Genomic DNA, 19,736 nt, shown 5'->3' on the forward strand with positions numbered 1-19,736 from the left:
GGGCCGCTGACAGCCGCAAGGTGCCGTTGCCGGCAAGCAGGCATGGAGCGGTTTGCCCGGCAGCCCGTGCAGCGAATGCCGGCTCGCTCGCCGGAGGCGGACGAAAAAAAGCCAGCCGCGGCCGAAACCGGGGCTGGCTTTCCAGGTCGGCGGCAGGGCGTCGGAGACGCCATGCACACCGGATACTTCGTTTTTAGAACTTGTGACGCAGGCCGAGTGCGACGATTTCCTGCGAGCTCTTGCCGGCGATGCCGTACGAGCCGATCGACGCTTGCGCTTCGCTGCCGTCGGCGTTGTGGCCGCTTGCGTGCTGATATGCGCCAACCAGGTAGATGTCCGTACGCTTCGACAGCGAGTAGTCCGCGCCGAGCGAAACCTGATGGTACTTGGCGTCGGTCTGGCCGCTACCCTTCGTGTAGATGTAGCCGAGGCCGAGCAGCAGCGGTGCCGATGCCTGGTACGTGACGAATGCGCGACCCGTGTTGTACTTCTGGTTCGTGCCGAAGCCGGAGTTCGCGTCAGCCTTGTACTGTGCGTTGCTGTAGCCGAGGCCGAACGTTACCGGGCCGAATGCATACTGGCCGGCGGCTTGCGCGATGCCGATCGACGATGCCGACGTGTATGCGTTGTTGATGAAGCTGCCCGAACCGTCGAAGATCGCGTCCGACGTGCCGGCCCAGCCGGTGCGCACGCCAGCGGGGCTCAGCGGAGCCGAGTTGTTCGCGTGGAAGTAACCTGCAGCCAGGCCGAGCGGGCCGTTGTTGTAAGCTGCAGCCGCCGCCCACGTCTGACCCTTGCCGGTTGCGCCGGCGACACCGCCGAGTGCGTACATCGCCTCGACCTGAAGGCCTGCCCAGACCGGCGACGTGTACTTGATCGCGTTGCTGACGCGCAGGCTGTTGTCGTTGTTGTCGACGTCGCCCGGCGTGGCGAACACGCTGCCGAAGTAGTTGTCAGCCGTGACCGCCTGGACCAGGTCGACGAGCGGGTCGTACTGGCGACCCAGCGTCAGCGTACCGTACTGGTCGCTTTGCAGGCCGACGAAAGCCTGGCGGCCGAACATGCGCTGGCCTTGGCCCAATGCACCCGTTGCCGAGTTGAAGCCGTTTTCCAACTGGAAGATCGCCTTCAGGCCGCCACCGAGGTCTTCCGAACCCTTCAGGCCGAAGCGGGCGCCTTGCAGGTTGCCGCTACCCATCGACCACGAATTGTTACCTTGACCATCGTTACCGTGAACATAGGTGATCGACGTGTCGATCACGCCATACAGCGTCACGCTCGATTGCGCCTGAGCAGCACCGGCAGCGCCCAGCAGCGCGAGCGAGAGGGTCGAGAGAGCAAGTTTCTTCATCGTTGAGTTTCTCCACGCAAGTGATTCATCGTTATTTGTTGCGGATTGGAGAATAGCTCAGTGCCATACACGCAAGAAAGCTCAAAAAATAAAGTGTCTCGAAAAGGTAACAGCGCGGAAAAGTCCATATATATCAAGCACATCAGCAACTGTTCCTGTTTATGAAACAGTTGACAATTGCTGCGCCGCGATTGTTTCAATCGCTGACGCGCACACCCGTGAACCGCCTGTTTTGGCCCGTTGCAGCAACAAAACGAGGGCATGCAAACGTTTGCCGTTGCAGGTGCATGCAGGTCGGCGAGCAACGCATGCGCCGACGCCGCACGAATGCGCGGCGGACACGGGGTTGCAAAGGGGCGAGGCGTGTGCCGGGCGCGCGCGACATCGATGCGCGGCCGTTTGCAGGCGGTGGGTAAATCAGTCGTCGCGCGGGCGATGATCGGCGTGGCCAGGTTGAGCAACTTGAGCCGACCCGGCCGGCGCCGAATCCTCGGTCGGCCGATGCGCATCGCCGCGTGCCGCCGCGAACTCCGCGCCGAGCAGCAGCACGATCGCGGAGAAGTACAGCCACATCAGCAGGACCGCGAACGATCCGGCCGCGCCGAACGCACTGGCGGTGCCCGCATGCGCGAGATACAGCGCGAACAGCTTCTTGCCGCCGGAGAACAGGATCGCGGACACGATGCCGCCGATCGCGGCGTCGCGCCACGCGACGCGCGCGTCGGGCAGGAACTTCATCAGCGACGCGAACGCGGCCGCGAGCACCGCGATGCCGACGAAGAACTGGATGAAGTTCGTGACGACCACGTACGGCGAATCGCCGAGCAGCCAGGTGCCGATGAAGGTGATCGCCGTGTCGAGCACGAGCGACACGATCAGCAGGAACGCGACGCCGAGCACCAGCCCGAACGAGATCAGCCGCACGCGCACGAGGCCGAGCATGCTCGACCAGCGGCTTTCGGTGGCCGGCCAGATCACGCTGAGCGCCGCGCTGAGCGACGCGAACGTGGCCGACGCGCCGATCGCGAGCGCGGCGAACGAGATCAGCGTGGCGAGGCCGCCGCGCTCGCCCGCGCGGTGCGCGTTCTGCACGATCGTCTGGATGGAGGCCGCCGCGTCGTCGCCGATCAACTGGTGCGCCTGTTCGAACACCTGGCCTCGCGCGGCGTCGTCGCCGTAGAACCAGCCGGCCACGGCGATCACCATCACGAGGGTCGGCGCGAGCGAGAACGCGGAGAAAAACGCGATGCCCGCGGCCATCGCGGAGCAGCGGTCGGACGAGAAGCGCTTGAACGCGGTGAGGGCCCAGTTGGCCTGCTGCTGGGCGAGACGGGTGGCTTCGGAAGTGATCTGTCGTTTCATGACGGTTCGGTTGCGCGCGGAACGCGGATCATCTCAGATAAATCGGACCAATCGGTATTGATCCGAGGATTCGATCATAGTTGCCTGAACTGTCTATAATCCCTTTCAGTTGCACCCCACCCCACAATAACGCCGAGACCATCATGCTACAAATGTCCCGGCGCCAGTTCCTGAAGGTGACGGCCACGTCGCTCGCCGGATCGAGTCTTGCCCTGATGGGCTTTTCTCCGTCCGAAGCGCTGGCCGAAGTCCGGCAGTACAAACTGGCGCGCACCGTCGAAACGCGCAACACCTGTCCTTACTGTTCAGTAGGTTGCGGCATCCTGATGTACAGCCTCGGCGACGGCGCGAAGAACGCGCAGCCGAGCATCATCCATATCGAAGGCGATCCCGACCACCCCGTCAATCGCGGCACGCTGTGCCCGAAGGGCGCGAGCCTGATCGACTTCATCCACAGCCCGAACCGCCTGACGCACCCCGAGTATCGCGCGCCCGGCTCGGACAAGTGGGAACCCATCTCGTGGAACGACGCGCTCGACCGCATCGCGAAGCTGATGAAGGTCGACCGCGACGCGAACTTCGTCGAGACGGCCGAAGACGGCGCGAAGGTCAACCGCTGGCTCACGACGGGCATGCTGGCCGCGTCGGCGGGCAGCAACGAGGTCGGCTACCTGACGCACAAGACCATCCGCAGTCTCGGGATGCTCGCATTCGACAATCAGGCGCGTGTCTGACATGGCCCGACGGTGGCAGGTCTTGCCCCGACGTTTGGCCGTGGAGCGATGACGAACCATTGGGTCGACATCAAGAACGCGGACGTGATTCTCGTGATGGGCGGCAATGCAGCCGAGGCCCATCCGTGCGGTTTCAAGTGGGTAACGGAGGCGAAGGCGCACCGCAAGGCGCGGCTGATCGTCGTTGACCCGCGCTTCACGCGTACGGCCTCGGTGGCCGATTACTACGCGCCGATCCGCACCGGCACCGACATCGTCTTCCTGGGCGGCGTCATCAACTATCTGCTGACGAACGACAAGATCCAGCATGAGTACGTGAAGAACTACACGGACTTCTCGTTCATCGTGCGCGAGGATTTCGCGTTCAACGACGGCATCTATTCCGGCTACGACGCGGAGAAACACGCGTACCCGGACAAATCGAGCTGGGACTACGAGCGCGGCGACGACGGCTTCGCGAAGGTCGATCCGACGCTGCAGCATCCGCGCTGTGTATACAACCTGCTGAAGCAGCACTACGCGCGCTATACGGCGGACATGGTCCAGCAGGTCTGCGGCACGCCGAAGGACAAGTTCCTGAAGGTGTGCGAGATGCTCGCGACCACGGCCGTGCCCGGCCGCGCCGGCACGGTGCTGTACGCGCTCGGCTGGACCCACCACTCGATCGGCGCGCAGATCATCCGCACCGGCGCGATGGTGCAGCTGCTGCTCGGCAACATCGGCATCGCCGGCGGCGGGATGAACGCGCTGCGCGGCCACTCGAACATCCAGGGGCTGACCGACCTCGGGCTGATGTCGAACCTGCTGCCCGGCTACATGACGCTGCCGATGCAGGCCGAGCAGGATTTCGACGCGTACATCAAGAAGCGCGTGCAGCAGCCGCTGCGGCCCAACCAGTTGAGCTACTGGAAGAACTACAAGGCGTTCCACGTCAGCTTCATGAAGTCGTGGTGGGGCGACGCGGCCACCGCCGAAAACAACTGGGCGTACGACTACCTGCCGAAGCTGGACAAGCAGTACGACCTGCTGCAGGCGATCGAGCTGATGAATGCCGGCAAGATGAACGGTTACATCTGCCAGGGCTTCAACCCGCTCGCGGCGGCGCCGTCGAAGGTGAAGACGGCGGCCGGCCTCGCGAAGCTGAAGTGGCTCGTGATCATGGATCCGCTCGCGACCGAGACGTCCGAGTTCTGGAAGCATCACGGCGATTACAACGACGTCGATGCGTCGAAGATCCAGACCGAGGTGTTCCGCCTGCCGACCACCTGCTTCGCGGAGGAAAACGGCTCGCTCGTCAGTTCGAGCCGCGTGCTGCAGTGGCACTGGAAGGGCGCGGAGCCGCCCGGCGAGGCGAGGAGCGACCTCGAGATCATGTCGGGGCTGTTCCTGCGCTTGCGCAAGATGTACCAGAAGGACGGCGGCAAGTACCCGGACCCGATCGTGAACCTGACCTGGCCGTACGCGAACCCGGAAAGCCCGACGCCCGAAGAGCTGGCGATGGAGTTCAACGGGAAAGCGCTCGCCGATCTGCCCGATCCGAAGGATCCGGCGAAGACGCTCGCGAAGAAGGGCGAGCAGCTCGCCGCGTTCGCGCAACTCAAGGACGACGGCACGACCGCGAGCGGCTGCTGGATCTTCTGCGGTGCGTGGACGCAGGCCGGCAACCAGATGGCGCGGCGCGACAACGCCGACCCGACCGGCATCGGCCAGACGCTGAACTGGGCGTGGGCGTGGCCGGCGAACCGGCGGATCCTGTACAACCGCGCATCGTGCGACGTCGCCGGCAAGCCGTTCGACCCGACCCGCAAGCTGATCGGCTGGAACGGCAGCGCGTGGAAGGGCGCCGACGTTCCGGACTTCAAGGCGGACGAACCGCCCGAGAACGGGATGGGGCCGTTCATCATGAACCCGGAAGGCGTCGCGCGCTTCTTCGCCCGCGCGGGGATGAACGAAGGTCCGTTCCCCGAGCACTACGAGCCGTTCGAGACGCCGCTCGGCGCGAACCCGCTGCACCCGAACAACCCGCTGGCGCTGAACAACCCGGCCGCCCGCGTGTTCCCGGACGACCGTGCGTCGTTCGGCAAGGTGGCGGACTTCCCGCACGTGGCGACGACCTACCGGCTGACCGAGCATTTCCACTACTGGACCAAGCATGCGCGGCTGAATTCGATCATCCAGCCCGAGCAATTCGTCGAGATCGGCGAAGACCTCGCGAAGGAGGTCGGCGTCGCGCATGGCGAACGCGTGAAGGTGTCGTCCAAGCGCGGCTACATCGTCGCGGTCGCGCTCGTCACGAAGCGGATCAAGCCGCTGACGGTCGACGGCAAGAAGGTCCAGACGGTCGGCGTCCCGTTGCACTGGGGCTTCAAGGGTCTGACGAAGCCCGGCTATCTCGCCAATACCCTGACTCCGTCCGTGGGCGACGGCAACTCCTATACACCGGAATTCAAGTCGTTCCTGGTGAAGGTCGAAAAGGCGTAAGGGGAAAGAGATGGCATTGCAATCGCTGGATATCAAGCGCGTCTCGGCCACCACGACGCCACCGCCCACGGTGCGCGAACCGGTGACCGGGAGCGTCGCGAAGCTGATCGACGTATCGAAGTGCATCGGCTGCAAGGCATGCCAGACGGCATGCATGGAGTGGAACGACCTGCGCGACGAGGTCGGCACCAACGTCGGCGTGTACGACAACCCGGCCGACCTGAGCGAGCATTCGTGGACGGTCATGCGGTTCTCCGAATACGAGAACCCGGCGGGCGACCTCGAGTGGCTGATCCGCAAGGACGGCTGCATGCACTGCGAGGATCCGGGCTGCCTGAAGGCGTGTCCGTCGCCGGGTGCGATCGTGCAGTACAACAACGGGATCGTCGATTTCCACGAGGAGAACTGCATCGGTTGCGGCTACTGCGTGACCGGCTGCCCGTTCAACGTGCCGCGGATCTCGAAGAAGGATCATCGCGCATACAAATGCACGCTCTGTTCCGACCGCGTCGCGGTCGGCCAGGAACCGGCCTGCGTGAAGACCTGCCCGACGGGCGCGATCGTGTTCGGCACCAAGGAGGACATGAAGCAGCACGCGGCCGAGCGGATCGAGGACCTGAAGGAGCGCGGCTTCGAGCATGCGGGGCTGTACGACCCGCAGGGCGTCGGCGGCACGCACGTGATGTACGTGCTGCATCACGCCGATAAACCGTCGCTGTACCACGGGCTGCCCGACAATCCGTCGATCAGCCCGATGGTGAAGCTGTGGAAGGGCATCGCGAAACCGCTCGCGGTCGCGGGCCTCGCGCTGACCGCGCTGGCCGGGTTCTTCCACTACACGCGGGTCGGTCCGAACGAGGTCACAGACGACGAAGAAGCCGCCGCCCGGGACGAGGCGCGACGCATCAAGGAGGACGCGAAATGAGCCACGACGACCCCAACCTGATCGTCCGCTACACGCCGAACGAGCGCACGAACCACTGGATCACCGCGATCACGTTCGTGCTGCTCGCGCTGTCCGGGCTCGCGCTGTTCCATCCGTCGATGTTCTGGCTGACCGCGCTGTTCGGCGGCGGCCAGTGGACGCGGATCCTGCATCCGTTCGTCGGCCTCGTGATGTTCGTGTCGTTCGCGATTCTCGTGGTGCGCTTCTGGCACCACAATGCGCTCGACGCGGACGACCGGCAGTGGCTGAAGCAGATCGGCGACGTGCTGACCAACCAGGAAGACAAGCTGCCGCCGGTCGGGCGCTATAACGCCGGGCAGAAGCTGCTATTCTTCACGCTGGTGGCGTGCCTGCTGCTGCTCCTGCTGTCGGGAATCGTGATCTGGCGGCGCTATTTCTCGTTCTACTTCCCGATCGGGGTGATCCGCGCGGCCGCTGTCGTGCATGCCGTGGCGGCCTTCGTGCTGATCGCGAGCATCATCGTGCACATTTACGCGGCGTTGTGGGTGAAGGGTTCGATCGGCGCGATGGTGCGCGGCACCGTCACGCTGGGCTGGGCCCGCAAGCATCACCCGAAGTGGTTCCGTGAAAGCGTGAAGTAGCGCAGCGGAGCGGGGCGGCACGCCGATTGCGGCGGGCCGCCCCGTCAGCCGTCGGAACCGCCCGAAGCGCCGACCTGTCGGCGCTTGTTTTTTTGGAAGATATTGTCGTGACACAACGCATTCTCGAACCGACCGAGATCTCGGCGCTCGATCATTCGGCCATTCCGCGCTTTCGCCTGCCGGAGCGCGCGACCGCATTCGCGGCGCGCGCCGCGCGGCTGCGCAAGCTTGCCGACCTGAACCCGATCAGCGGCTACCTGCGGCTGATGGCCACCGTCGCCGACGCGCAGCACGCGACGCTGCAGACGCTGGCGCTGCCGCTGCCGTCGAAGGAAGCGATCGCGCGCGCGCAGGAACATTCGATGCCGCTCGTGCCGGCGCTCGACGGCGAGCGCGATGCGCGCTGGCGCGCCGTGCTGTATGAACTGCTCGATCGCGTCGAAGGCGCCGGGCTTGTCAATCCGCCGCTCGCGAAGCTGCTCGACCGGCTGCGCCTGATGGCGCCTGCCGAGCTCGACGCGCAGGCCGATGCGATCCTCGCGCTGCGCTTCGCCGAGGTCGACCCGGCCACCGCGCCGTTCCTGATGGCCGCGCTGCAGGTCGCGTGGACGGACCTCGCGAGCCGCGTGACGCCGGCCGACGTGCCGTATCTCGACCAGCCGGGGCTGTGCCCGGTGTGCGGCACCCATCCGGTCGCGAGCGTCGTGCGGGTGGGCGGCCAGTATCAGGGCTACCGTTTCCTGCAGTGCGGGCTGTGCACGACCGAGTGGCACATGGTGCGCACCAAATGCTCGCACTGCGATTCGACGAAGGGCATCGCGTATCACGGGATCGAAGGCGGCAGCGAAGCCATCAAGGCCGAATCGTGCGACGAATGCAAGACCTATCGCAAGATCGGCTATCAGGAGAAGGACTACGAGTTCGAGCCGCTGGCGGACGATCTCGCGAGTCTCACGCTCGACCTGCTGATGAACGAAGCCGGCTACCAGCGCAGTTCGCCGAACCCGCTGCTGTGGCCCGACGTGTCGCGGGAAGCGGATTGACGGCACGGGGCCGGGGCGGTGCGCGAGCGTCGGCCCCGGCCGACTGCGAAGCATGAGACTGGAGCGACAACGACGTGACCGAACCGGGTGTGAATGAATTGAATGCCGTGCTGGCGCGTGTGCCGTCGGTCGAGCGCGTGCTGTCGTCGGCGCCGCTGCAACCGCTCGTCGCCGACCATGGACGCACGCGCGTGCTGAACGCCGTGCGCGCCGAACTGGAACGCTGGCGCACGGCCGCCCAGCACGATCCCGCGGCGGCCGAGCCGCTCGACGAGCTACGCATCGCCGCTGCCGTCTCGCGCACGTTGGCCGCGCAGAACGCAGGCGCCGTGCGCACCGTGTTCAACCTGACCGGCACCGTGCTGCACACGAACCTCGGGCGCGCGCTGCTGCCCGATGACGCGGTGCGTGCGGTGGTCGACGCGCTCACGCGGCCCGTCAACCTCGAATTCGATCTCGCCACCGGCCGCCGCGGCGATCGCGACGACCTGATCGACACTTTGCTGTGCGAACTGACGGGCGCGGAAGCCGCGACCGTCGTCAACAACAATGCGGCGGCCGTGCTGCTGACGCTGTCGGCGCTCGCGACGAAGCGGGAAGTGGTCGTGTCGCGCGGCGAACTGGTCGAGATCGGCGGGGCATTTCGCATTCCCGACATCATGAGCCGTGCCGGCGCGAAGCTGCGCGAGGTCGGCACGACCAACCGCACGCATTTGCGCGACTACGCGGACGCGATCGGCCCGCGCACCGCGCTGCTGATGAAGGTGCACTGCAGCAACTACGCGATCAGCGGCTTCACGAAGGAGGCGACGCTCGCCGAACTCGCACCGCTCGCGCGCGAGCGCGGCGTGCCGGTCGCCGTCGATCTCGGCAGCGGCACGCTGGCCGATCTGACGCAATGGGGGCTGCCGCACGAGACGACCGTGCAGGAAACCGTCGCCGCCGGTGCAAACGTTGTCACGTTCAGCGGCGACAAGCTGCTCGGCGGGCCGCAGGCCGGCCTGATCGTCGGCGATCGTGCGCTCATCGCGAAGATCAAGAAGCATCCGCTCAAGCGCGCGTTGCGCGTCGGCAAGCTGACGCTCGCGGCGCTCGAACCGGTGCTGCGCCTGTATCAGTCACCCGAATTCCTGCGTGACCGGCTCACGACGCTGCGCCTGCTGACGCGCCCGCAGCGCGACATCGCCGAAGCCGCCGAACGCGTGCGCCCGGTGCTGCAGGCCGCACTCGGCGGCGGTTTCGACGTGACGGTCGAACCGATGTTCAGCCAGATCGGCAGCGGCGCGCTGCCGGTCGACCAGTTGCCGAGCGCCGGGCTCGTGGTGCGCTCGTCGGACGGCAAGCGCAGCGGCCGCGCGCTCGCGCAGCTCGAGAAACGGCTGCGCGAATGGCCGCGCCCCGTGATCGGCCGCATCGCCGACAACGCGCTGCGGCTCGACCTGCGCTGCCTCGAAGCGGCCGACGAAGCGGCGTTCGTCGCGCAATGCGCGCCGCTCGCGGGGCCCGCCGCATGATCGTCGGGACCGCGGGACACATCGACCACGGCAAGACCACGCTCGTGCGTGCGCTGACGGGCGTCGACACCGATCGCCTGAAGGAAGAGAAGGCGCGCGGCATCTCGATCGAACTCGGTTACGCGTATACGCCGCTCGACAACGGCGACGTGCTCGGGCTGATCGACGTGCCGGGCCACGAGAAGCTGATTCATACGATGGCGGCGGGCGCGTGCGGGATCGACTTCGCGCTCATCGTGATTGCCGCCGACGACGGTGTGATGCCGCAGACGCGCGAGCATCTCGCGATCCTGCAACTGCTCGGCGTCACGCATGGCGCCGTCGCGCTGACGAAATGCGATCGCGTCGATGCCGCGCGCGTCGTCGAGGTGCGCGACGAGATCGCCGCGTGGCTGCACGATTCGACATTGGCCGGCGTGCCGATTTTCGAAACGCGTGCGACCGTTGCCGACGATCCGGGCGTCGCCGCGTTGAAGCAGCACCTGGCCGACGCGGCGATTGCGTGGCGCGCGCGTCGCGACGACGGGCTGTTCCGGCTCGCGGTCGATCGCGTATTTACGCTCGCCGGGCAGGGTACCGTCGTGACGGGTACCGCATTCGCGGGCCGCGTCGCGACGGGCGACACGCTCGCGATCTTGCGCACGGGCGGCGCGGCCCGCGTGCGCAGCATTCATGCGCAGAACCGGCCGGTCGAGGCCGGCCGCGCGGGTGAGCGTTGTGCGCTGAATCTGGCCGGCGTCGACAAGGCCGACGTCGAGCGAGGCGACACCGTCGCCGACGCGCGGCTCGTCGCGACGTCGCCGCGCCTGGACGTCGAGCTGACGTTGCTTGCGGACGCCGGGCTGACGCTGACCCACTGGGCGCCGCTGCACGTGCATCTCGGTACGCTGCATCGCGTGGCCCATGTCGCGCTGCTCGACGGCGACACGCTCGCGGCCGGCCAGCGGATGCGCGTGCAACTGGTATTCGACGAGCCGGTGTTCGCGCTGCCGGGCGACCGCTTCATCGTTCGCAATCCGCAGGCGACGCGCACCGTCGGCGGCGGCCGGGTGCTCGATCCGTTCGGGCCGGCACGCAAGCGCCGCACGCCCGCGCGCCGCGCGTGGCTCGATGCACTCGCGGCGTGGCTCGACGAAGGGCGCCTCGATGCGCTGCTCGCGCAGGCGCCGCTCGGCATCGCGCGTGCGACGCTCACGCATCTGACGGGGTTTGCGCCGAATGTGCTGGCGTTGCCTGGCGATGCGCTGGCGATCGGGCAACGCGATGCCGCGTCGAACGAAGGCGCGGTGATTTCCCATGCGCACTGGCGTGCGTTGCAGACGCGGGCGGTCGATACGCTGCGCGTGTATCACGAACGCATGCCCGACGAACAGGGGCTCGACGCCGCACGCCTGCGGCGGATGGCTGCGCCGCTCGTTGGCGATTTGCTGTGGCGCGCGCTCGTCGATGCGCTGGTGGCGGGCGGCGAAGTCGCGCGCAGCGGGCCGTGGCTGCATCTGCCGTCGCATTCGGTAAGCCTCGAGCCGCGCGAGGAAGCGCTCGCGCGGCAACTGCTGCCGTTGATTCACGCGGGGCGCTTCGATCCGCCGTGGGTGCGCGACCTGGCCCGCGATACTGGCGCGGCCGAGGACGCGGTGCGCACGCTGCTGCGCAAGCTCGCGCGGCGCGGCGACGTGCACCAGGTCGTGCGCGACCTGTTCTATCATGCGGACGTCGCGCGCGAACTGGCGGCGCTGGTCGCGCATCTCGCACCGTCGCGCGGCGGCGGGCTCGATGCCGCGACGTTTCGCGACGCGACGGGGCTCGGTCGCAAGCGCGCGATCCAGATTCTCGAGTTCTTCGACCGGGTTGGGTATACTCGCTTCCACCGCGATCTTCACTACCTGCGGCCTGACAGCGGTTGGGTGGGTATTCAGGCGTAGGCGCTCGTTGTTCTTCGGTTTCTTTTCCCGCGGAAGGCATTCGTATCCGGTGGTACGGCTGGACTTCAAATCCAGTTGGGGGTGTCAGACACTCCCGGGTAGGTTCGACTCCTGCTGCCTTCCGCCAGTCATGGCTTCTTGCGCATTCCGGCGCCTTCCGTAAACGCCCTGTAGATCCCACCCGTGAAGTAGCGGTCCGCGCGAAGGAGGGCGGGGCGATGTTCACAATCGTGGTGTCGAGCACGATCATCAGGACGCCCACGCAGCGCACGGCCCGCGCAATCCAGCGTTTCGATTCGTCGATCGATGCGTGATGGACAGCGCCTCCTGCCCGTGGTGATCGCTCCATTTCATGAGCCGACGCCTGCGGACGCGGCATCGGTCGCCGGGCGTGATTCGATGGACGCATCCTGGCCGATGGCCGGGGCGCATCAACCGATGGCGGGCCTTCTTCTACGCCGGGCATAAAGCAAATCCCCTTCCGATACACGGCGAGCCCGCCGGCCTGTCGCACCGATCGCTTCCATCGCCGCGGTCGGTATTCTTCTCCGTTCTCTCTTCGCATCCCGATCGTTCCGTTCGCATCGCGTCGGCAAAAGCCGACCCGATGCAAGAGACTAACCGCCAGGGGACGTCCACCGCACGAGCCGGCAGCTAGCGCGGCACGGCTGGGCGCGGCGCCGCCGTGCGCTTTTTGATTGCAGCACTCCAGCAGACGAGGACATCGTGACTTACACAGGATGCAGGGACGAGATTGCCGGCGGCCTAACCAAGGTGCTGTGGACGGCTTCGCAGCTCGACGACGAAGCCGACTTCGAGGATCTCCTCGAGGCGATCCGCGTGCTTCGGCCCAAGTGGCCCGGGACGGGGACGGTCGCCGCGTGGCGCTACGTCCGGCGCCAGGCATGGGGCGACGCGCGCCGCGTGCTCGAAGACGACGACACCGAAGCGAAGCGCTCGGGGCTTCATACCGCGCTGATGGCGGTGTGTCTGTTCGGCCTCGAAGACCCGCTGTGGCACAGCTATGCACTCAGCGCGGCCGAGCAGCGCGAAAGCATCGAGGGCGCGAAGATCGGCGCGCGTCTGCTCGAGCGTGCCGCCAAGCTCGACGCCAGCGTTCAAGCGCCTGCGTCCACCGACGCGCCGGCGAGCACGCACGGCGGGCCGGCCGACAACGGCGGATTCTCCGCGTCGATGACGTGGGTCCGCGCATGAGTATCCGTTTTCATGTTTTCCGCGCGCCGGGCGATTCGCATTTCAATCGCAGCCTTCGCATCGGTGCGCTTGTAGCAGCGACAGCAACCTAGACTGACTTTGCTTCGTAGTACCCACGGTCACGCAACACTTACCCGACAGGAAGGAAACATCATGAATCTGAACGTTCCGAGTATGACCACTTACCCCACCGATCCGGCGAGCTACCTGCAACGGCTGACCAACGGTGCCTCGGCGAGCTCGACGCAGGACGTGCTCAAGGATCTCATCGGCCTCATCAGCCAGTTGCTCAAGCAGATGCAGACGGGGCAGAACGGGCAGCCCGGCGGCATGCCGGGCGGCGCCGGCGGTGCTGGCGGCATGCCCGGTGGCGGCGCGGGCGCGATGCCCGGCGGTGTGGGCGCCACGCCCGGCGGCATGGGGGGCGCGGGCGCCATGCCGGGCGGCACCGGCGGGATGACGGTGCAAAACGCGGCGGGCGTGCTGGCCTCGTACATGGGGCAGCATGGCATCAACGCGTCGGACCCGAACACGATGTACAAACTCGCGACGAACGCCGACGGCGGCACGCCACCCACGGTGCAGCAAGCGGCGCAGACCATGCTCGCGAACCCGGCTGCCTACCAGCAGATCGACACGCACGACGTGGCGGGCACCGACGGCAAGTCCGCGGTCGGCAATTTCCAATGGGCGGCTCAAGGCGGTCTCGGCGCGGCGGGCAACGCAACGGGTGGCGCGGGCGGCGCGGCGGGGCAGTCGGGGGCGACGGGCGGCTTGCCTGGCACGGGCGGTTTCCCGACGAACACCGGTACGCTGCCGACGACGGGTGGCTTGCCGACGACGGGCGCGACGGCAGGCTTCACACCCGGTACGGGCGACCTCTTGAAGGACGGCAAGCCGCTGCAGATGGCCGACGAGGGCAAGGCGCTGGCCAATTTCAACGCGCAGGACGGCGCCGACTTCCAGGCCATGGAAAGCGCGTTGTCGCACGGCGACGGCAATGCCGCGGCGAAGACGCTCGCCAACGCGGTGAAGTCGGGCAAGCTGAGCCAGTCGGATGCGGCGGCGATCGGTGCACAGCTGCAGCAGACGGCGAACGCGCATGGCGGCGGCAAGATCAGCCACGACGCGAGCAAGGCGCTTTCGGATGCGCTGGGCGGCGCGAACGTGCTGACGCCGGGCAAGACGCGCGCCGCGATTGCCTTCGAGAACATCACCGGCATTCACACGGGTACGATCGCCGGCGTCAGCACGAAGTAACGTCGCCGGCCGTTCAGGCGATCATCCCGATCGGCGACCCGAGCGGCCGCCGATCGGGAGGTGCAGGAAGCAACGATCGGTGACAAGCGGCCACAATCGGCGGCCGCGCTGCGATACACCGCAGCGCGGCCGCTTCGTCGTTTACCCGCGCAACCGATGTCCCGATTCAGCCCTCCATCTGCCGACGAAGGGACGCGTTCAGCGGGCTCCATTCGAGCAAGGCGACGAAGCCGTCCTGCGCGGCGACCACGACCCAGCGCCGGTACTGATGCACGATCTGCCCGGGCTCGTACGTGTGTGCTTCCTGCCACGCGGTGGCGCGCCGCACGTGGACGGTCGTGCCGAAGAGCGGCGCGATCGATTCGACGTTCCCGCAGGCCCGCACGACGCGCATCACCTCGGCCACGGGCCGCGCGAAATCGATCGTGCGCTCGGCATCGGCAACGCGCGGCCAGTAGCTGCCCGCACCTTGCGGACGCCGTTCGTTCCAAAGCCGATCGAAGTCGCGGGCCACGCGCGTGGCCAGCCGATGGGCGGCCATCTGCAGCTTCAGCTGCAGCGTCTCGTGCCATTCGTCGGCATCGAGCGGAAAGCATTCGGCATCGACGATCTCCCCGGTATCGAAATCGGCGTCGATGCGATGGCAACTGACGCCCCACTCGCGCCGCCCCTCGAGGATCGCGCGCATGGCCGGGTACGGGCCGCGCCCGTCGGGCAGCGGTGACGGATGGAAGTTGGCCGCATGGCGCAGATAGGGCTGCCACGCCGGAATCTTCCAGTTGTAGCCGGCCACGATCAGTGCGTCGCATTGCCGTTCGGCGAGCCGGCGCAGATCGTCTTCGTTCATGCGTGACAGCTGCACCGGAATACGCAGCTTGTCCGCGCGCTCGACGAGTTCGCTATTGAAGTCGAGCCGGTTGTCGACCGGAATCGAGTAGAGCGCCACAGGCTCCCAGCCGGCGGCGACGAACGCGTCGAAGACGACACGCCAGCGATCGAAGCCGGCGAACGCGAATCGCATGATCGGTTCTCCCTTTCGCATTGAAGGTCAGGGCGGCATGGACGGCGATGACGGCCGACGGCCACCCCGCTTCACGGTAAGCGCGCACGGTGGCGGATAGCCTGCGTATCCCGAAGTTTCGTCGAGTGCCGCGAACCGGCGAATCAATCGCCGGCTGCGCGCCGCGGCGAGGGCGTCGCGATTGGGCGCGACGCCGCGCCGCGCGTCAAGACCTCAGCGCGAGGTTTTTCTTGATGAGGTCCTCCGCCGTCTTGGCGGCGGTTGCCGTGAGGCCGGGCTGCCCGATGATGTTGGCGATCTGTTTGAGCCGCTCGCTGTCGGTCAGCGGTGCGGCGCTCCGGCTGGAAGCCGATGTATCGCGCGGCGCCGGCGCCTCTTGCGGTTTTTCGCGCCGCGCGCGTGCAAGCTGCGAAAGCAGCAGTGCCGCTTCGCCCTTCGGAATGCCGCTGTCCGTCAGCAGCGTGTGCGCGGCGATCAGATCCTGGTTGCGGCTCGCGCGCGGATGGTTGCCCACGATCGCGAGCGCCTGCCTGGCGCGCTGCGACGCTGATGCATCGACTGCCATGTCGGCACCCGCGAGCGCCGCGAGCGTGGCCGGATCGAGGCGCCCGATGCTTCTGGTGACCATCGACAGAATGTGCTTGACCACGATGTCGCGCTCGGCATCCTTGTGTACCTTCGCCTTGTCTTCGGCGTGCATGCCCGCGATCAAGCGCTTGCCGAACGACGTCGTGCTGTTGGCGTAGCGGCGTGCATCGTCATAGAGCGACGCATAGATACCGGCCTGCGCCTGCGGGCTGCGCACGTCCGCGGGCAGGCCTTCGTCCGCCGGCAGCGCCTCCATGGCGCGCAGATCGTCGATCTTCGCGCGGCTCGTTTGCAGCGCCGCGCGCAGGCGCTCGTCCTGCGTCTGGCCCGTGTAGTCGTGCGGGGCCAATACCGTGTCGACGTAGCGTTGAATCGTGGCGGCCTTCGCATTGCGCAGGTTTTGCCGTCCTTCGACAAACGGCTTCTTCAAATCGAGCGCTTCCTTGACCGCGTTGGTCAGGTGCCCGGATGCCGCGAGCGGCGCCAGCGCGCCGTGCGAGCCGCCCACGAGCAGCCCGCTTGCCGTCAGACCGAGGGCGGACGTGACCGACTGGTAGAGCGCGCCGTTACGTTGCTTGCCCTTGTTCTCGGCGATGCTCATGGCGGTCAATACGTCGCGGGCATGCTGCGTGAGCGGATGCGCGTCGTCTCGCGCGATGCGCGAGAGCTTGCCGGTGTCGTATTGCCATTGTCCGTTGCCGTTTTTCGTCAGCAGCAGGTTGTCGACCTGGTTGGGCATCGGCGCGCCCGGCGGGCGTTTTTCGGGGTGCTCGAAGCGTTCGACGTCGGCGGCGAGCATCGCCTTGACCTTGTTTTCGTAACGGCGATGGATCGAATGCGCGGCGGCGGCGGCCGAGCCCGAGGCCAGCGCGTTCACGAGGTCGGTGGCGGGCGCCGCGTCGTAGCCGAACTGCCCGTGCGCCGCCGTCGATACGCCGTTCAGGCCGTCTTTCGCGGGCCGCTTGGCGGCGAAGGCCGTCAACGTCATGCCTTTGCGGTTGACGCCCATCGCGTGCGCGAAATCGGCGAAGCGCCGGCCTTTGCCGCCGGCACCCGGCACGAATGCGCCGATGTCGTCCACACCGGGCTTCTGCGGTGCGATAGCCGCGGCGGGCTTGGGCGCAGCGGGCGCGGTGGGCGGACCTTCCGCGCGCGGGCGCTTGCCGAGGCCGCCGAGCTCGTCGATGAGCGCGCCGGCACTCGCGCGCCGGGTTGGCACCGGCGCGGGCTTCGCTCCCGTGGACGGGCCGGGGTCGCTCGGCGTGCGGGTGAGGGCGGCGGATTCGATCGCACGCGACCGGAACTCGATCTTCGGTGGAGCAGCCATGATGTTCTCGGACCAGGAGACAGGATGGACTGGACTGTGCAGGCCGGTCATGACACTCCCGTGAACCGCGCGAAGCGTCGTCCGGATTGACGAAGCAGGTTCGCGGCGGCCTGCCGCCGAGCCGTCTCGCGGGTGTCGCTCATTCGGTTTTCGCGGTGCGGCTTCGCGCGCGCGAACGCGTTCGCATCCGCATTCATTAGATTGGAACGAGGGCCGGCTTCGCGCGGTTCGGTTCCGCGCGTTTCATCGAACGCGCGTTTCTTTCACGATCAAGGAGAAAACGAATGAGCTTCATCGGCAATATTGTGAAAAGCGTGGTCGGGGATGTCACCAAGGCTGCCGGGGATGTCCTTCATGGTGTCGGCAACGCGCTGCACGGCGCGGCGACGTTCGGCAAGGGGCTGCTGAGCGGCAACCCGAAGGAAGCCCTTGCGGGGGCGGGGGCCATTGCGACGGGTGGGCTCGAGGCGCTCGAGGGCGGCACGGCGCTCGCGGAAAACCTGACGCCGGAGGGCGCCGCTACCGCACTCGCATTGGCGGGCGGCAAGGAGGCGGTGCGAACGCTGACCTCGGGCACGGGCGCAGCCTGATGCACGGACGGTGACGAGCATGATGGAGCTTCTTACCGAACTGCCGGCCGATGCGCCGGCCATGGCGCAGGCGATCATCGAGCATATCGAGGCCAACGAGCTGGACGAGGCCGAGGCGCTGCTGGCGCGCATGCACGATGTCTACCCCGAAACGCGCGAGGTGCACGTGTTTGCCGTGACGATCGCATTGGTGCGCGGGCGTCCGCACGATGCGTGGCAGATCGTGAACGGATTGCCCGACGATCGCGCGCCCGAACTGAAGGCAATCTGCCTGAAAGTCCTCGACGATCCGTCGTGGCATGGCTATGCGACGGCACACGAGGACAGTGCCGATCCCTACGTGCGCCTTGCCATGCGACGCCTGCTCGAACGAGACTGATGCCCGATTGCACCGCGCCGGATCGAATCGTCGTGCAAGCCGATTCGGCGCAATCGGGCTCTCGACCTGCCACCCGATAACGGTGTACGCGCCTGGACCGCACCAGCCGCGCCTGACGCATCAACGATCGAGCTCGACAAGGCCGACGTCGTGTCCGAGCAAGCGCAACGCTTGCGACATCCTCCCGCTGCCGTCGCTTCGACGAGCCTCCTCATGAATACGGCGCACCGCCGCCGGCGCCATCGCGTCGCAGATTTGATCTGCGTGGGCGCGACCGGGTAGTTCGTAAATTGCCGGCGAGCGGTGTTCTCGCGCGGCAAAAAAATCCCGCCCGGACATCGGGCGGGATCGTGCGAGCTTCAAACGCCCCGGGGGGCGGACGCGTTCGCGTTCAGAAACCTTGCGCGAGGAATTGCTCGGCGTACTTGTTGCGGTTTTCCATTTGCGGATCGGTGGCCTGTTCGTAGTCCTTGTCCCAGACCAGGGCCGCTTGTTCCGCCGTCGTCGTCTGCTTGATGTCCGTGATCGTCTTGCTGTACGTCGTGTCGAGTTCCTGATTCATGAAGCCGATGTTGGCTTCGAGGCTGCCCGGGTCGAGCCCGTGCTCCTTCGCATAGTTGATTTCGCCTTGTTTGCGTGTGCCGCCCCATTGCGCAAGACCCCAGCCGTTGGCGTTGTCGTCCGCGAAGTTGCCGGAGGGCGCGCCCTTCGCGCCGCCTTGATTGACGTTGCCTTGCAGCCCGCTTTCCTGCTGCAGGTTGCCGAGCACGCCGGCTACCTGCGCGTCGGTGAGGCCGTAGCGCGATTTGAGATCCTGTGCGATGGCGTGCGCGGCGTCGCCGCCCGATACTGTGGGCAGCGTGTTGCCGTGGCTGCCGCCGCCACCGCTTCCACCGCCGCCTATGCCCGGCGACGCGCCGCCACCGCCCTGGCCGCCACCGCCGCCACTCACGCCAGCGGGTGCGGTGCCGCCGCCGCCGGCATAGGCGGGCGGCGCGGAGTACGAAGGCGTACCGCCGCCGATGCCGCCCACGCCACCCGCATCGCCTGAATTCTGGCTGGAGGGATCGAGAATCTGCTTGATTTCTTCGATGAGCAACTCGAGCAGTTGTGCGAGCTGCGATTCGTTCGTGCCGCCAATGCCGCCGACATCATCGATGCCGTTCAGATAGCCGGCGTTATAGCCTTGTACTGCTGTAGTGGACATGATTTTCTCCGCGTGAGAATGACGGTATTCATCAGCTGCTGATGGAGGGCCGATAGCGGCCGCCCGCGAAACCTAATTTATTGCCCGGCGCTTACAGTGCGTTGACGGATGCGAAGTCGTCGTCGGATTGCCGAACCGCGTGGCGACCGCGATGCCGTTGCGAGCGGCTTGCGGCAGGCGAGCCGCCGCGCCAC

At 66.8% G+C, this 19,736-nt stretch carries 15 protein-coding genes, 1 tRNA gene and 1 pseudogene; 11 read left to right on the forward strand and 6 right to left on the reverse strand.

Annotation, left to right across the window (positions count from 1 at the left end; translation table 11 throughout):
- Positions 1–193: 193 nt before the first annotated feature.
- Together KPB06_RS26325 and KPB06_RS26330 are read right to left on the reverse strand one after the other, a co-directional pair.
- Entirely contained in the window at positions 194–1,351 is a 1,158-nt protein-coding gene (locus tag KPB06_RS26325; protein ID WP_059582711.1) for a porin, read from the reverse strand.
- Between the two features lie 417 nt (positions 1,352–1,768).
- A complete protein-coding gene (locus tag KPB06_RS26330) occupies positions 1,769–2,713 on the reverse strand; it encodes a YihY/virulence factor BrkB family protein (RefSeq protein ID WP_124859375.1) in 945 nt (314 codons plus the stop codon).
- Positions 2,714–2,856: 143 nt separating this feature from the next.
- Here KPB06_RS26330 and fdnG point away from each other — a divergent pair, with 143 nt between their 5' ends.
- From fdnG to KPB06_RS26375, 9 genes are all read left to right on the forward strand, one after another.
- Positions 2,857–5,928 carry a formate dehydrogenase-N subunit alpha gene (gene fdnG, locus KPB06_RS26335; protein ID WP_275905925.1) on the forward strand — a complete coding sequence of 1,024 codons (3,072 nt, stop codon included), beginning with the start codon at positions 2,857–2,859 and terminating at the stop codon, positions 5,926–5,928.
- A 10-nt stretch (positions 5,929–5,938) separates the two neighbouring features.
- Entirely contained in the window at positions 5,939–6,853 is a 915-nt protein-coding gene (fdxH, locus tag KPB06_RS26340) for a formate dehydrogenase subunit beta (RefSeq protein ID WP_059639188.1), read from the forward strand.
- Positions 6,850–7,476 carry a formate dehydrogenase subunit gamma gene (locus KPB06_RS26345; protein ID WP_006488816.1) on the forward strand — a complete coding sequence of 209 codons (627 nt, stop codon included), beginning with the start codon at positions 6,850–6,852 and terminating at the stop codon, positions 7,474–7,476. Before fdxH ends, KPB06_RS26345 begins: the two co-directional genes overlap by 4 nt.
- 107 nt (positions 7,477–7,583) lie before the next feature.
- Complete coding sequence (fdhE, locus tag KPB06_RS26350; RefSeq protein ID WP_179231769.1) at positions 7,584–8,519, forward strand: formate dehydrogenase accessory protein FdhE; 936 nt, start codon at positions 7,584–7,586, stop codon at positions 8,517–8,519.
- 74 nt (positions 8,520–8,593) lie between these two features.
- Positions 8,594–10,033, forward strand: a complete 1,440-nt coding sequence (selA, locus tag KPB06_RS26355) for an L-seryl-tRNA(Sec) selenium transferase (protein WP_059582698.1) — start codon at positions 8,594–8,596, stop codon at positions 10,031–10,033.
- Positions 10,030–11,955, forward strand: coding sequence for a selenocysteine-specific translation elongation factor (gene selB / locus KPB06_RS26360; protein ID WP_059583126.1), 1,926 nt, complete (start codon positions 10,030–10,032; stop codon positions 11,953–11,955). Before selA ends, selB begins: the two co-directional genes overlap by 4 nt.
- 31 nt (positions 11,956–11,986) lie before the next feature.
- A tRNA-Sec gene (locus KPB06_RS26365) sits at positions 11,987–12,082 on the forward strand.
- A gap of 599 nt (positions 12,083–12,681) precedes the next feature.
- Positions 12,682–13,170 (forward strand): HrpB1 family type III secretion system apparatus protein, encoded by a 489-nt coding sequence (locus tag KPB06_RS26370; protein WP_059582696.1) that lies wholly within the window; start codon positions 12,682–12,684, stop codon positions 13,168–13,170.
- A 153-nt stretch (positions 13,171–13,323) separates the two neighbouring features.
- On the forward strand, positions 13,324–14,430 hold the full coding sequence (locus tag KPB06_RS26375; protein ID WP_060009478.1) for a hypothetical protein: 1,107 nt from the start codon (positions 13,324–13,326) through the stop codon (positions 14,428–14,430).
- Between the two features lie 166 nt (positions 14,431–14,596).
- Here the strand turns inward: KPB06_RS26375 and KPB06_RS26380 are convergent, their stop codons facing one another.
- Entirely contained in the window at positions 14,597–15,451 is an 855-nt protein-coding gene (locus KPB06_RS26380; RefSeq protein WP_059582691.1) for a methionyl-tRNA formyltransferase, read from the reverse strand.
- A 205-nt stretch (positions 15,452–15,656) separates the two neighbouring features.
- Positions 15,657–17,417, reverse strand: coding sequence for a hypothetical protein (locus KPB06_RS26385; protein ID WP_275905924.1), 1,761 nt, complete (start codon positions 17,415–17,417; stop codon positions 15,657–15,659).
- A gap of 233 nt (positions 17,418–17,650) precedes the next feature.
- On the opposite strand from KPB06_RS26385, the gene KPB06_RS26390 reads away from it, so the two are divergent.
- Together KPB06_RS26390 and KPB06_RS26395 are read left to right on the forward strand one after the other, a co-directional pair.
- A complete protein-coding gene (locus KPB06_RS26390; RefSeq protein WP_059582687.1) occupies positions 17,651–17,956 on the forward strand; it encodes a hypothetical protein in 306 nt (101 codons plus the stop codon).
- Positions 17,957–17,975: 19 nt separating this feature from the next.
- Positions 17,976–18,335, forward strand: coding sequence for an HrpB1 family type III secretion system apparatus protein (locus KPB06_RS26395; protein ID WP_059582684.1), 360 nt, complete (start codon positions 17,976–17,978; stop codon positions 18,333–18,335).
- Here KPB06_RS26395 and KPB06_RS26400 read toward each other — a convergent pair.
- Both KPB06_RS26400 and KPB06_RS26405 read right to left on the reverse strand, forming a co-directional pair.
- A pseudogene (locus KPB06_RS26400) lies at positions 18,261–18,636 on the reverse strand (IS3 family transposase); the annotation flags it as partial. The gene KPB06_RS26395 and the pseudogene KPB06_RS26400 overlap by 75 nt on opposite strands.
- A 90-nt stretch (positions 18,637–18,726) precedes the next feature.
- Positions 18,727–19,542, reverse strand: a complete 816-nt coding sequence (locus KPB06_RS26405) for a phage tail tip lysozyme (protein ID WP_060311205.1) — start codon at positions 19,540–19,542, stop codon at positions 18,727–18,729.
- Between the last annotated feature and the right edge of the window lie 194 nt (positions 19,543–19,736).

It is taken from the genome of Burkholderia semiarida (assembly GCF_029268935.1).
GTDB classification, from domain to species: domain Bacteria; phylum Pseudomonadota; class Gammaproteobacteria; order Burkholderiales; family Burkholderiaceae; genus Burkholderia; species Burkholderia semiarida.